This is a genomic window from Acinetobacter sp. UBA3106, from assembly GCA_002365595.1.
Taxonomy (GTDB): domain Bacteria; phylum Pseudomonadota; class Gammaproteobacteria; order Pseudomonadales; family Moraxellaceae; genus Acinetobacter.
Genome location: DFAM01000013.1, coordinates 896 through 14509 on the forward strand (window position 1 = coordinate 896; position 13614 = coordinate 14509).

Annotated in this window: 14 protein-coding genes; 5 read left to right on the forward strand and 9 right to left on the reverse strand. The window is 41.9% G+C overall.

What is annotated here, in order from left to right:
* On the reverse strand, positions 1 to 275 hold a 275-nt coding region (locus B4C48_RS05710), incomplete at its 3' end, for a helix-turn-helix domain-containing protein (RefSeq protein ID WP_291354646.1).
* 406 nt (positions 276 to 681) lie between these two features.
* On the opposite strand from B4C48_RS05710, the gene B4C48_RS05715 reads away from it, so the two are divergent.
* From B4C48_RS05715 to purB, 4 genes are all read left to right on the forward strand, one after another.
* On the forward strand, positions 682 to 1167 hold the full coding sequence (locus B4C48_RS05715; protein WP_291354647.1) for an NUDIX hydrolase: 486 nt from the start codon (positions 682 to 684) through the stop codon (positions 1165 to 1167).
* Between the two features lie 4 nt (positions 1168 to 1171).
* Positions 1172 to 2305 carry a tRNA 2-thiouridine(34) synthase MnmA gene (gene mnmA / locus B4C48_RS05720; protein WP_291354648.1) on the forward strand — a complete coding sequence of 378 codons (1134 nt, stop codon included), beginning with the start codon at positions 1172 to 1174 and terminating at the stop codon, positions 2303 to 2305.
* Positions 2306 to 2320: 15 nt separating this feature from the next.
* Positions 2321 to 3052, forward strand: a complete 732-nt coding sequence (gene hflD, locus B4C48_RS05725; protein ID WP_291354649.1) for a high frequency lysogenization protein HflD — start codon at positions 2321 to 2323, stop codon at positions 3050 to 3052.
* A gap of 325 nt (positions 3053 to 3377) precedes the next feature.
* Positions 3378 to 4766 (forward strand): adenylosuccinate lyase, encoded by a 1389-nt coding sequence (purB, locus tag B4C48_RS05730; RefSeq protein ID WP_291354650.1) that lies wholly within the window; start codon positions 3378 to 3380, stop codon positions 4764 to 4766.
* 92 nt (positions 4767 to 4858) lie between these two features.
* On the opposite strand, the gene B4C48_RS05735 is transcribed toward purB, so the two are convergent.
* Positions 4859 to 5098 carry a hypothetical protein gene (locus B4C48_RS05735; RefSeq protein ID WP_291354651.1) on the reverse strand — a complete coding sequence of 80 codons (240 nt, stop codon included), beginning with the start codon at positions 5096 to 5098 and terminating at the stop codon, positions 4859 to 4861.
* Positions 5099 to 5494: 396 nt separating this feature from the next.
* Here B4C48_RS05735 and B4C48_RS05740 point away from each other — a divergent pair, with 396 nt between their 5' ends.
* A complete protein-coding gene (locus B4C48_RS05740; protein ID WP_291354652.1) occupies positions 5495 to 6160 on the forward strand; it encodes a DUF2238 domain-containing protein in 666 nt (221 codons plus the stop codon).
* On the opposite strand, the gene B4C48_RS05745 is transcribed toward B4C48_RS05740, so the two are convergent.
* The 7 genes from B4C48_RS05745 to B4C48_RS05775 all read right to left on the reverse strand — a co-directional run bounded on the left by B4C48_RS05745 (position 6119) and on the right by B4C48_RS05775 (position 13508).
* Entirely contained in the window at positions 6119 to 6736 is a 618-nt protein-coding gene (locus B4C48_RS05745) for a cytochrome b/b6 domain-containing protein (protein ID WP_291354653.1), read from the reverse strand. The genes B4C48_RS05740 and B4C48_RS05745 overlap by 42 nt on opposite strands.
* A 124-nt stretch (positions 6737 to 6860) precedes the next feature.
* The gene (gene sohB, locus B4C48_RS05750; RefSeq protein WP_291354654.1) at positions 6861 to 7823 is read right to left on the reverse strand and encodes a protease SohB; all 963 of its coding nucleotides are present in this window, start codon (positions 7821 to 7823) and stop codon (positions 6861 to 6863) included.
* A gap of 47 nt (positions 7824 to 7870) precedes the next feature.
* Positions 7871 to 8611, reverse strand: a complete 741-nt coding sequence (locus tag B4C48_RS05755) for a hypothetical protein (RefSeq protein WP_291354655.1) — start codon at positions 8609 to 8611, stop codon at positions 7871 to 7873.
* Positions 8612 to 8675: 64 nt separating this feature from the next.
* Positions 8676 to 9602 (reverse strand): phosphate ABC transporter ATP-binding protein PstB, encoded by a 927-nt coding sequence (gene pstB / locus B4C48_RS05760; RefSeq protein WP_291354656.1) that lies wholly within the window; start codon positions 9600 to 9602, stop codon positions 8676 to 8678.
* Positions 9603 to 9615: 13 nt separating this feature from the next.
* Positions 9616 to 11007: a phosphate ABC transporter permease PstA gene (pstA, locus tag B4C48_RS05765; protein ID WP_291354657.1), complete on the reverse strand. Its 1392-nt coding sequence runs from the start codon at positions 11005 to 11007 to the stop codon at positions 9616 to 9618.
* Positions 11004 to 12383, reverse strand: a complete 1380-nt coding sequence (pstC, locus tag B4C48_RS05770; protein WP_291354658.1) for a phosphate ABC transporter permease subunit PstC — start codon at positions 12381 to 12383, stop codon at positions 11004 to 11006. Before pstC ends, pstA begins: the two co-directional genes overlap by 4 nt.
* Before the next feature lie 102 nt (positions 12384 to 12485).
* A complete protein-coding gene (locus B4C48_RS05775) occupies positions 12486 to 13508 on the reverse strand; it encodes a substrate-binding domain-containing protein (protein WP_291354659.1) in 1023 nt (340 codons plus the stop codon).
* Between the last annotated feature and the right edge of the window lie 106 nt (positions 13509 to 13614).

Below are 13614 nucleotides of genomic sequence, written 5' to 3' on the forward strand. Positions count from 1 at the left end.
AGCTTTTCATGGGCTAAAGTTGGTCCGAAACCATGGAATTGTTCAGCGACCAGATTGAGGCACTTGAGTCTGATCTCTTCAGGAAGCCTGGAATTGCTGGTTTGGCCACGACCGGCATGGGCTAATGCAGCGGGACCTTGAGCTTTGTATTTTTGCAGTAAGCGTCTGATCTGACGTTCTGAAATATGCAGTAGCTGAGCAGCTTGGGATTGAGTTATGCGTTGATCACAGATTTCCTGCAAGATCGACAATCGTTTAAGTTCTTTATCCGACATAGACACCAACATATCAAACCGTCCGCTAAGGAAATTGCAAAAGTGCATATTCTAAAAGCGGACATTTTTACTTTGGAGAAACCGGACATTTCTATTTTGGGCTTACAGCTTATATTTTTTTCCTTTTTTATCAATATTTTAATAAAATTCATTTCAGTAGTCAGCGCAATTGAGTGAATTTTATTTGAATATTCACGTTTTACCCTCACTATTCAAATATTGTTCCACGATTTTAGTTAGCTATTATTAATAATTTATATTTATGCAACTTATCTGTAAAAGGAAATTCTAAAAATAGACATCAATTCATTGCAATTTTATAAACCGCCAAAGAAATCCCCTGTCAACATAGCCACCGCTCCCAAAATTTTATACAATAGTGCATCCTTTTCCATGGTGCTGCTTTATGACCGCTTGGACTGCTCATGTCACTGTCGCAACTGTCGTTGAAAAAGACGGAAAATTCCTGTTTGTAGAAGAACATACAGAAGGTGTGACACACACAGTATTTAATCAGCCGGCAGGTCATGTTGAATGCGGTGAAACCATTATTGAGGCCGCTATTCGCGAAACCCTGGAAGAGACCGGACATACGGTAGAAATCACCAATCTTTTAGGGATCTATACTTATACCCCGCCAATGTTCCCAGATCGTACCTATTTCCGTTTCTGCTTTTTAGCAAAATCCATTGCACATGACCCAAATGCCACTTTAGATACAGGCATTGTCGGTGCAGTGTGGATGACTTTAGATGAACTGCTAGAATCTGCTCGTGCACGTAGCCCATTGGTGCTTAAAGCCGTGCAAGATGCGCTATCAGGTCAAAAATATCCTTTATCGCTCATTTACGAGCACCAAAATTCTCCCTTAATTTCAAATTTGGATGCCTAATCCTATGCAACAACGTGTCATCGTCGGTATGTCTGGTGGTGTAGATTCTTCTGTTTCTGCAGCACTTCTTCTTCAACAAGGATATCAGGTTGAAGGACTTTTCATGAAAAACTGGGAAGAAGATGACGGCACGGAATATTGCACGGCAATGGAAGACCTTGCCGATGCACAAGCTGTTTGCGACAAAATTGGCATCAAGCTGCATACTGCCAACTTTGCCATGGAATATTGGGATCGTGTATTCGAGCATTTCCTGGCGGAATACGCAGCAGGTCGTACACCAAACCCGGATATCTTATGTAATAAAGAAATTAAATTCCGTGCCTTTCTCGATCATGCGATTAACCTGGGCGCAGACTTTATTGCCACTGGGCATTATTGCCGTCGCGGCGAGACCCTGACCAATTCGCGCGGTGAAGAATACGCACCTTTATTACGTGGCTTTGACCAAAACAAAGACCAGACTTATTTCTTGCATGCCGTTCATGGCCGTGAAATTAATAAAACCCTGTTCCCTGTCGGTGAAATTGAAAAGCCTGAAGTTCGTCGTATTGCTGAAGAACTTGGCTTAGCCACTGCCAAGAAAAAGGATTCAACCGGAATCTGTTTTATTGGCGAACGTCGCTTTAATGACTTCTTAAAACAATATCTGCCTGCTCAAGCTGGAAAAATTTATCTAGATACAGGTAAAGAGGTTGGTGAACATCACGGCTTAATGTACTATACCCTCGGTCAACGAGGCGGCATCGGCCTAGGTGGTCTTAAAGGCGAAGCTGAAGGTGCATGGTTTGTTTTATATAAAGATATTGAAAACAACCGCCTTGTTATTGGTCAGGGTCATGAGCATCCACTGATGCAAAGTACTATACTTTGGAGTGAAGCGATTGACTGGGTTGCGGGTGAGCAAGAGATTCCAGAAACGGGTTTCCGCTGTACGGCTAAAACCCGTTACCGTCAACCTGATCAAGCCTGCGTCATTTATAAAGACAACATTATGCCAAATGGCGTAAGAGTAGAATTTGATGAACCGCAACGTGCGGTGACTCCAGGACAAAGTGTAGTGTTCTACGCAGATGAAGTTTGTTTAGGTGGCGGTGTGATTCATCATACCAATGCACCAAAACCTGATTTTATTTAAAAGGAAGCGATAGGCATGGCTGAGTTACCCTTTCAACAGCCTCGAACTTTGAATGTACGCCAAAATCGGGCTTTGGCGTTGGCAGCTGTGTTTCAATCGACACAGCTGACCCATATGACCGCCATGTCGGGACAGCAGAGTGTCGGTGAAAGTGGCAGTTTCTATTTGGAACAACTCATCAAAGCCAGCCTGAATATCCGTCCTACCGCCAATGAATCCTGCCAAACTTTAGATTTTTTTAATCAGCTTGCCGATATTTCCCTCGGTTTAAAAACTTTAGAAAATAGTATCACCCAGCCGTTTAATACCTCTCCAAAATCTCGCTTACCTAAACTATCTAACGCCAAATTGCCAATGAGCTATGCCATGGCATTGTTACAGTTAGAGAAAAAAGTCTATAGCAATCCGAAATTTGTAGAAATTATTGAACAATCGCAACAGAAAATTCTGAAACAGCTGTCTTTCTTTGACAATAACTATCTGCATCCCAGCATTATTGCCAATCTTGCCCAAACCTATATTGAAACTGCGGGACAAATTAACCCACGCATTATGGTCAAGGGCAATGCCGAAGCTTTTAAAGACAGTGGACATACCAATCGTATCCGCGCTTCCCTGTTCACAGGACTGCAACTGGCGCATTTATGGCGTCAGCTGGGCGGCAGTTCATGGGGCATGATTTTCAGTAAGCGCAAGCTACTCCAAGATATTCAAGATCTTGCCCGTTTACAGTATCAGGTGGTTTAACCTGATGCGATCCGGGCATTCCGCTTTACACGAGGGACTGTATATATTTTATAAATGATTGCGACTATTTGTGATTTTTAGAGGATACAAGGCATGATTTGCGAAACTTAGTCATTCTAAGTAAGCAAAGCATAACGATGTAGCATCAAAAATCACAATCGTCCCAAAGGGTTGAGCTTAAAAATTTCTCAAACATCGTTACGAATTTTGAAAATAGTCTTACTATTTTCTTCATTCCATGCCTTGTTTGATTATTTTTAATTCTCAACGCAACTTCTTTATAAAATATATACAGTCCCATTATTCCAAAGTTTAAGGAATCGCTATGAACGCTTTAACCGCACTTTCTCCATTAGATGGACGCTATGCTAGCAAATGTGATGCTTTGCGCCCTTTCCTCTCTGAGTTTGGTTTAATCCATGCTCGTGTGACTGTTGAAGTACGCTGGTTACAAGCGCTTGCAAACCGTCCTGAAATCACTGAAGTTCCTGCTTTCAGCGCAGAAACCAATGCAGCACTGGATGCGATTGTTGCAAACTTCTCTGAAGACAATGCCAACCGCATTAAAGAAATTGAACGCACCACGAATCATGACGTTAAAGCGGTTGAATACTTCCTTAAAGAACAGATTGCTGATATCGAAGAATTAAAAAATGCCGGTGAATTCATTCACTTCGCATGTACTTCTGAAGACATTAACAACTTGTCTCATGCTTTAATGCTGAAAAATGGGCGTGAAGTTTTAGTTGCTGCAATGCAACAAATCATCGACTCAATCGTTGCTTTAGCTGAAACGCACGCTGAACAACCGATGTTGTCTCGTACTCATGGTCAAACTGCAAGCCCGACCACTTTGGGTAAAGAAATGGCGAACGTGGCTTACCGTTTGGCGCGTCAAATCAAGCAATTCAAACAAGTTGAATTACTGGGCAAAATCAACGGTGCGGTAGGTAACTACAACGCACACTACTCTGCTTACCCAGAAATCAACTGGCCTGCGCATTCACAAGCATTTGTTGAATCTTTAGGTTTGCAGTTCAACCCGTATACCACTCAAATTGAACCACATGACTACATGGCGGAACTTTTTGATGCATTACGTCGTTTCAACACCATCTTGATCGACTTTAACCGTGACGTTTGGGGTTATATCTCGCTTGGTTTCTTCAAACAACGTTTGAAAGAAGGCGAAGTTGGTTCTTCTACTATGCCGCATAAAGTAAACCCGATCGACTTCGAAAACTCTGAAGGTAACCTGGGTATTGCAAATGCAGTATTGGCTCACTTGGGCGAAAAACTTCCTGTATCTCGCTGGCAGCGTGACTTAACCGACTCTACTGTACTTCGTAACATGGGGGTTGGTTTCGCGCAAAGCTTGATCGCATTTGAAGCGTGTTCTAAAGGTATTGGCAAACTTGAATTGAATGCACAGCGCATTCTGGAAGATCTTGACCATGCTCAAGAAGTGCTTGCTGAACCAATTCAAACTGTTATGCGTCGTTATGCGGTTGAAAAACCATACGAAAAACTTAAAGCCCTGACTCGTGGTCAGGCGATGACTCGCGACATGATGGTTGATTTCGTAAATGGTAACGAGCTTGAAGCTGTTCCTGCGGCAGATCGCGCACGTCTTGCTGAAATGACACCTGCAACCTATACAGGTAATGCATCAACTCAAGCTAAACAAATCAAAGACCTTATTTCTAAAATTTAAGTCTTAAATTTCATTTCTGATTTTTTAGAATGATTATAAAAAGCGAAGCTTAGGCTTCGCTTTTTATTGGGTGAACAAAATTAATATTTTAATTATGGCAATGGACAATAACGCATCCAATCCGCTTTCATTTTTTCCAATTCATCACCACTTAAAACATCACTGAAATAAATATAATAGGTTGCATCTGGATATTGAATCTCATGTCTAAACAACATGCCGCGCAAAGAAACTGACAATTCTTCAGGGAAGTCATCCGCTAAATAAAGCGCTTCAAAGTCATAATTAAAATAGCAATTCTGTTTTGCTTCGAATGCTTCTACAACAGCCATATGCACTACCTGGGAAAATCATAAAAAATATAAATACATTTTAACGGATCCACTTATAAAAAGCCTTTATAAAGGGCAAAATCATGATGCATAACAGCACAATTGATCAGGGAAATAACTATATGTTTGGCGCTATTTCAGCGATCAGCCTGACTTATTTTGCTAAAAAGGCAGTCGCAATATCTATATGCTTATACAGTAATATATCGACCTGAGTGTACAGACTCATGTTCCGATGGCGAAAATATAATTTACCATTACACTGAAATAGTGAAGCTTAGACTTCGCTTTTTTATTAGAATAGAATCCGTTGACAATTCATCTATGTCTGTAACGATATAAGTCATTCATAAAATTTCAACACTTCCAATAAAACTTTGTAAATACAAAAAAATAATGATTGAACATCAATTGAGCATTAAACACTGGCTTGCACTCGCAGTGATCACGGTTGCGATCATCATCGCAAGTATTCATCCTTTAGAATTTGAAGCATATTTACTGCATCAAGCAGGTACAGTTTTTTTGCTTGCTGTCTTGTTGTTTACCCAAAAGAAAATTGGCCTGACTTATTTCAGCTTTGTGTTATATCTTCTGTTTTTACTGATTCATATTCTCGGTGCACATTATCTCTATTCTTATGTACCCTATAATGAATGGCTGATTCAACTGTTCAGTTTTGACCTTAACCAATCGATGGACTGGTCACGCAATATGTACGATCGCCTGGTGCATCTTGCCTGTGGTTTACTGCTCTACCCAGCGATACTGCGGCTGTTTCAGGTGTGGCTACCTGGCGCTAAACCCTTCGCGTTATTTTTATTGGTGGTTCAGTTTATCATGGCCACCAGTTTAATTTATGAATGGATTGAATGGTGGATTACCCTGGGTTTATCGCCTGAAGAAGCTGAAAATTATAATGGTCAACAAGGTGATATCTGGGATGCGCATATGGATATGCTGCTTGCAACACTAGGAGCTGCAAGCTCCGGTCTGCTTGATCTGTACTATCGTAGAAGCTTAGTTAAAGTACCACAACCAGAAAGCGATCAACACGCCTAGTGAAAAAAGTGAAGCAAAAAGGGGGAACCATGAATGGGATTCTATCCCCCAGAACATCCGTTTTGCCAGCCATTTTTTCAGCAGAACACTATTTAGTGTTAGCGCTGTCAAATGCAGCAACACACTGGCTAAAAACAGATTGGCGAATAATTCATGGATTTCTTTTAAACTGTGGCTATGCGTATAGTCGGTAAAAAAACCGGCCAGCACCGTTAAAGGTAGCAGACAAAAAATACCCAGTATGCTGAGCTGAAACAGGCTGAAACTGGCTGCTTTTAAAAATGTTGGCGATAGCCATTGCTGCGGCTGTGCCCAATAATGCTGTACAAATGGCTTAATCACCTGCCATCGGCGGCTTAACCCTGAAGGCTGGGTATGAGCCAGTCGAGGGGCAAAAAACTGCCATAAAATTCTTAGTATCAGGCTGATCCCGAGGGTATAACCCAAGGCCATATGTACGTGATGCCATTCCTCTGCATCCCCCGTGAGATAAGCTCCGGTAAAACTTAAAATAATGACGATATGCAGAAACCGGATCAGTAAATCTGTTGAAGAGGTCGTCGTACGATGAAGCATAAAAAACCTGTGCTCATTTATTTTAATGCCATCATAAAAGATCAAGCTGAATCAGAGATTAAGATCCAGTCAAAAAAATGGCGCTCATTAGAGCGCCATTTTAAAATTAGAAGATCACTTTAAATTAAAGCTTTGGATCACGCAGTTGAATGACATTGGCACTCGCTTTTGACAACGTTTCCATGACTTTATTCATCACTGCCGGTACTAGACCATCTGCCATTTGTGCTGCTTGTAAACCCAGCTTTTCACCCAAAGTCGGTTTACGGCGGGTTTCAATCACAAAAACTTCATGCTGTGCCAGCAAACCGAGTAAATATTCATCTGAAGTTTGCAGTTTATCCACCAGATTTAGTTCAAGTGCATCTTTGCCATACCAGTGCTCACCTGTTGCCACTTTCTCAACATTCAATTGTGGACGGTATTTTTCAACAAAGTGCTTAAACAGCTTATGCGTTTGCTGCAACTCTTCTTCAAATTTGGCTTTGCCTTCAGCAGTATTTTCACCAAACATGGTTACGGTACGTTTAAACTGACCCGCAGTATAAAGCTCGAAATCAATATGCTTTTCTTTCAGCAAGCGGTTAAAGTTTGGTACCTGCGCAACCACACCAATTGAACCGACCACTGCAAATGGTGCAGATACAATTTCATTGGCAATACAGGCCATCATATAACCACCGCTGGCGGCGACTTTATCCACACAAATTGTCAGGTTAAATCCGGCATCACGTAAACGCACCAGCTGGGCAGCAGCCAGACCATAGCCATGCACCATACCACCCGGACTTTCCAGACGCACCACCACACGGTCACGTCCCGCTTTTGCAGTGGCTAAAATCAGGGTAATTTCTTCACGCAGATTTTCTACTGCAGATGCCGCAGTGTCGCCTTTGAAATCGAGCACATAAATTTTTTGATTATTTTTTTTACGTAAACGTGTTTCTTTTGAAAGCTGCTGAGCAAGATGTAACAGCTCTAATTTAGATGCAGTCGCTTGGGCAATTTTTTTACGCTGTTCATTTACACGTGCATTTAAATGGCTGATACGGATTTCAGCAGGTAGTTTCGGATTGTGGAATAACATATAAAATGTGTTCTCTATTTATTTCGGTTTATACGTATTAGATTAGGTCAATTTGGCAATTTTTCAACTGTACTTATTGAATTATGTCGTGATGCTCTTTGAAGCATCTTGTGATATTGCTGATGCACTTCTGCAATGGACAATATACGCAGAAATACCGGAAATTGGCTATAGTAAAGCAAACCGATAATGAAGGCATTAATCGGCCACCACGTTAAAATCCAAAAGCTTGATCCTCTCGTACTCACAAAGGGTGTGACCCAAACATACATCGCAATACCGCCATAGATAAATAAGCCAAGCAACAAATATTGCCACCATTTTTGTTTCAGAAAAAATCGTGTCATTGAATCATTTAGTTTTTGCTGACCAGATCTATCACCTTCTACACTTTCTATAACTTCTTTTAACTTAAAGTTATAGTGTGCATAAGCACGAATATAGGCATTCCATTTTCGACGAAAAGATGCACTGGCTTGTTGTTGTTTAAAACGTAGGTAGAAAATAGGCACAATGAAAATAGATATCATGACATAGACATCATATAACCATCGATGATAATTGGTCATGCCACGACTTTGCGAGGTTGGAAACCAACCCTCATGTACAAATAATGTCGCCATTAAAATGCTCAAGCCGACCAAAATGATACTTAAATTTCTGGGAAAATTGACCGAGCCGAATAATGATTTATACAGTTCTTGCTGAGCTTGAGCAACAACCTCCCCCTCTTTCCTAGTCAAATGATAATTACGCATATTTATATAATTTATATTTTTAAAAATCATATACATCATAACAAAAAAAACAGAATCTTTAGATTCTGTTTTTTTAATAAAAAATTTTTAAAAATTAACCGAAACGACCAGTAATGTAGGCTTCAGTCAATTGATGATCTGGCTGAGTAAAGACTTTTTCAGTTGAATTGACTTCAATCAAATCACCCAAATGGAAGTAAGCAGTACGGTCAGATACACGTGCAGCCTGTTGCATCGAGTGAGTGACAATGGCAATGGTATATTGCGTTGAAAGCTCTGAAATCAGTTCTTCAATTTTGGCCGTTGCAATCGGATCCAGTGCTGAACATGGCTCATCCATCAGAATCACTTCCGGACTAACCGCAATGGTACGGGCAATACATAAACGTTGCTGCTGACCACCTGATAGACCTGTACCCGGCTGGTTCAAACGGTCTTTGACTTCATTCCACAGCCCCGCTTTATGTAGGCTATTTTCCACAATTTCTTCCAGGTCGTATTTGTCGCGCGCCAAACCATGCAGTTTAGGACCATAAGCCACGTTATCAAAAATCGATTTCGGGAACGGATTCGGTTTCTGAAATACCATACCGACTTGTGCACGCAGCAACACCACGTCCAGATTCGGATCATAGATATCCTGATTATCCAGCATCACTTTACCGGTCACACGACAGGTATCAATGGTGTCATTCATACGGTTTAAGGTACGCAGGAAAGTTGATTTACCACAGCCTGATGGACCAATAAAGGCGATCACTTCATTTTCATAGATATTGATATCAATACCTTTAATGGCTTCTGCCTCACCATAGTAAACATGCACATCTGAAGTGCTTATTTTAACATTCGACGTTTCATTTTCTTTTTTCGTTGAAGTCTGAGTATCGAATTGAGAAACAAATGAAGTACCCGGATGTTTTTTATCGACTTCAGGAGCGGTAAATTGTTTCTGTTCTGGATTCACGGATTCATCCTGTGGTAATGAATTTGCTTGTGTCATAGCTGTTACAGTATTCATATATTGTCCTCATTTACCAGCGCACTTCAAATTTCTTACGTAACCAGATAGCAAGGCTGTTTAAACCAACCATCAGCGCCAGTAAGACAATAATTGCGGCAGCGGTACGTCCTTCAAAGAAGTTACGTAATTCGTTACCCTGCCATAAGAAAATTTGTACCGGTAATGCAGTAGATTGATCAAGCGGCGTTGTAGGCACACTTGCCACAAAGGCACTCATCCCGATCAGAAGTAAGGGTGCAGTTTCACCTAATGCTTGCGCTACGCCAATAATCGCTCCGGTCAAAATACCCGGAATAGCAAGTGGCAATACATGGTGAAAGACCGTTTGTACACGGGAAGCACCCAAGCCCAATGCCGCTTGACGAATTGAAGGTGGCACTGCTTTAAGCGATGCACGGGTGGTAATAATCACGGTTGGCAAAGTCATCAGACTGAGTACCAGACCACCAACCAACGGAGCAGAAAGCGGTAAATGCATCCAGCCGATAAAAATCGCAGCACCGAGCAAACCAAACACAATCGAGGGAACGGCTGCCAGGTTATTAATGTTGACTTCAACAATATCAGTCATGAAATTTTTAGGGGCAAATTCTTCCAAGTAGATGGCTGATGCCACACCAATCGGAATCGAAATAAAGATCACAATCATCATCATGAACAATGAGCCCATGAACGCACCGGCAAGCCCCGAGGTTGCAGGTGAACTACGAGAATCCGGATTGGTAAAGATATTGGTATTGAAGGTATTTTCAATCATACCATTGGCTTTCAGCTGATCGGCAAGTTGACGCACTTCCGGACTTATTTGCTGCTGGTCGTCAGGTAAGCTGCGATCAATATTTCCCGCTAACCATACGTCGACATTGGCATCTGCCAGAATTTTAATTTGCTCTTTTTGACCAATCAGGCTTGGATCAGCCATCACCATATCACGCAAGCGATACGCTTCTGAACTGGTATACAGGCCAGATAATTCATCGCGTTTTGAGGCCAATGAAGAATCTTTTGCAATCATGCTATTGACGATGAGTGCATCCCAATCCACCATGCCCATTTCAGTTTGCCAGGCAATGGTCCGTTCCTGAAACTGCGCAGGAGATTCCCCTTCCTTTTGCACAGGCTTTGCACCTACCTGAATAAGCGCAGGATCAAAGTAAACCGGTACAGAAATACTGCTTTGCCAAAATGCAGGTAAGCCTTTCGCTAAAATACTTCCGAATAAAAGCACGACGAAGAACAAGCCTGTCACGACTGCAGAAAATCCTAAAATACGGAAGGTTTTCTCTTTACGATGACGTTTTGCTAGAGAACTCGCAATTTTTTGTTTACGTTTTTCGCGTAGTTCAGCGGCAGCTTGTGGGTCAAAGGTCTGTCCCATAGAGGATGAATTAGAAGTACTCATTCGTATTGCTCGCGATATTTACGCACGATGTACAGTGCAACAATGTTTAATCCCAAGGTAATCACAAATAGCGTTAGACCCAGTGCAAATGCAACCAGCGCTTGCGGGCTGGCAAAGTCGGTATCGCCGGTTAACTGGTTCACAATGGTAATGGTGACTGTAGATACGGCTTCCAGCGGATTGACATGCAGTAATGGACTATTCCCTGCCGCAAGTACCACAATCATGGTTTCGCCAATCGCACGTGATGCAGCAAGTAAAAATGCCCCGATAATACCTGGCAGTGCAGCCGGCAGGACCACCTGACGAATGGTTTCCGATTTGGTGGCACCGAGTCCTAAAGAACCGTCGCGTAGCGCACGCGGCACCTGGGTAATAATGTCATCCGACAGTGAAGATACAAACGGGATAATCATGATGCCCATGACAAAACCGGCGGTTAAAGCACTGGTCGCATTAATGTGGACGCCAATACTTTCGCCCAGCATTTTGAAGAATGGGCCAATCACCATTAATGCAAACACACCATAGACAATGGTTGGAATACCGGCTAGAACTTCAATCGCGGGTTTTGCCCAAGCACGAAAACTTGAAGGTGCATATTCAGCCAGATAGATGGCAATCATCAATCCCACAGGAACCGCAACCAGTAAGGCGATCCCGCTCACCATCAGGGTGCCCCAGATTAATGGGAGCAGGCCGTAACTACCTTCTGCATTTCCAGAGGTACTAAAACCCGGGTTCCATTCGATTCCAAAAAAGAAATCGATCGGGCTGACAAAATGGAAGAAGCGCATGGCTTCACTAAACATTGAAAGTACAATGCCGATGGTGGTTAAGATGGCCACGCCGGAACATAGAGCCAGGCTCCAGTTAATGATTTTTTCAACCTGGTTACGGGCACGATATTGCTGGGCAACGCGCTTTTTAGCCATCACCAGTCCGGCTAAGGCAGCACAGATCACTAAAGCCAATTTGGCAAAAGAACTGATGGTTTCAATTTTTGCAAGTTGTTGTGCAGCCGCAATTTCATAGGCTGCGGCTTGATCACTCACCCCAAAACCGGAGGCAATGGCCTGAACACGATCAATTAAAACTTCAATACTCGCTTGATCTAATGTCGCTGCAATACTTGCAGGTACATTATTGAGTACCACATGACGCAGAATATTCGGTTCGACAATATTCCAAACCAGTAAAATTAAAAAAGCAGGGATACCACACCATAAAGCCACCAACGCACCGTAATATCCGGGACGTGAATGCAATTTCGCAGAGTTATTTCCCTTACCTGCTAGGTTACGGCTTTTCGATAACCCGATTTGATAGGCGATGGCGATCAATGCCAATAACACACCCATAAGTAGCAGATTCATGTATTCTCCAGCATTTTTCAATTTTCATGCTTTGAAAAACTTGTCTATGCAAAAAAGCTGAAGGTAGAACTTATTCTACCGTCAGCTCATTCATCCTCATTATTACACCGCTTTACCAGCTTTCAGTGCAGCAAGAACTTTGGCGCGTTCTTTATCTGACATAGAAATCAGGCCAGCTTTTTCCAGTTTAGAACCTTTACCTGAAACTTTCTTGTTCAGGAAGTATTCAGAATACTGTTGTAAACCTTTGATTGATTTAAGGTGCTCACCTTTTACGTAAAAGTACAATGGACGTGATACCGGGTAAGAACCGTTCAAAATGGTTTTCTCTGATGGCGTCACATTGTTTACTGTCGCAACACGTAACTTGTCACGGTTTTGATCATAGAAACCTAAACCAAACACGCCTACTGCACTTGGAGAGGTTTTTAAACGTGCCAATGTTTCAGTATAATCGCCAGAAATTTCAATCACTTTTCCGTCTTTACGGAAATTTGAGCATGTTTTCTTCTGAGCATCTTTATCTAAGTTTTTGAAATATGCATAAGATTCACAACCTGCTTCAATCATTTTTTCCTGGAACACTTCACGTGTACCGTGGTTTGAAGCTGGAATCACCAAAGTAATCGGTTCATTTGGAAGTGACTTGTCAATCTGGTTCCAGCGTGTATACGGGTTTGGAACCAATTTTCCATTTGAAGGCAACTCTGCTGCCAGTGCTGCAAATACATGTTGTGGACGTAATTTATAAGCTGCTTTCTTTGAGTTAGACGCAAACACAATACCGTCATAACCTACTTTAATTTCAATGACTTGATTCACGCCAGCTTTTTTACATGCAGCTAATTCAGTATCTTTAATTTTACGAGATGCATTGGCGATGTCGATGGTATTGTCACCCACACCCTGACAGAATTGTTTTAAACCGCCAGAGGTACCGCCCGAACCCACCACCGGTGCTTTGAACTGCGGGAAAGTATGACCAAATTCTTCTGCTACAATACTTGCGTAAGGTAAAACAGTTGAAGAACCAGCGATCTGAATGGTGTCACGAGCTGCATTTGCTGTGGTTGCTACAGCTGCCCCTGAAAGTGCTAAAGCAAGTGCGATGTAATTTAAGCGCATTCTTTTCTCTCTTCAATAGATGCAATTTTGAAGTACGCTACTTTTTTATAAAGTTTTGTACTTATTTCGATAATTGCATTTTGATTTTAGAATATGACAAGCAAGT